Below are 557 nucleotides of genomic sequence, written 5' to 3'. Positions count from 1 at the left end.
CATCAATCACTTTGAGATAGTTCATGCGATCGACAGGATTTACCATCATCTCAACTTGCGAACCACCACCTGGTAGATACTTGCCCATCCCTTGATCAATCTGAGGACCAACCGGTCCAATCCTAACCGGTAAAGGTTGTGTGACTTCATATGTCACAACCCGATCAATGCTTGGCTTCCAAGCTTCTTTAACGGCTAATTCATTCCTAACATAATCCACATTTTGGATATCATCAAAAGTAGCAAATCCGCCTGGTCGCGAAGAAGCTTGGCCGGGGCTCATTGCCATGTTCATCTTAGTACCCGGAATTAATGTTGCTTCTGGAGGTTCGAATTCAATTGGCCAGGGAGATTGCTTATCAATAAGCGATTTATAAGCCGCCGCTGCTTCGGTTGAATTACCGAATTGTCTCTTGTGATGCTTTTGGAACTCGTTCCATGTATTTTCCTTACATGTTAATCCGAATGGATCAACCCACCCAGTAGGATTAGGCACATATTGATAAGGATTGAGGCCGCCGGCCAGCCCTATCGGATCCTGATGGATGAATCGCCCC

General features: G+C 45.8%; 1 protein-coding gene. It reads right to left on the bottom strand.

Annotated features, from left to right (window positions below):
* Window positions 1-557 (bottom strand): RHS repeat-associated core domain-containing protein (locus METMA_RS0123540; RefSeq protein ID WP_198014614.1); only part of this gene is annotated, 557 nt, incomplete at both ends.

The organism is Methylobacter marinus A45 (assembly GCF_000383855.1).
Taxonomy (GTDB): domain Bacteria; phylum Pseudomonadota; class Gammaproteobacteria; order Methylococcales; family Methylomonadaceae; genus Methylobacter; species Methylobacter marinus.
This window is presented reverse-complemented; position numbering and strand designations above follow the sequence as displayed.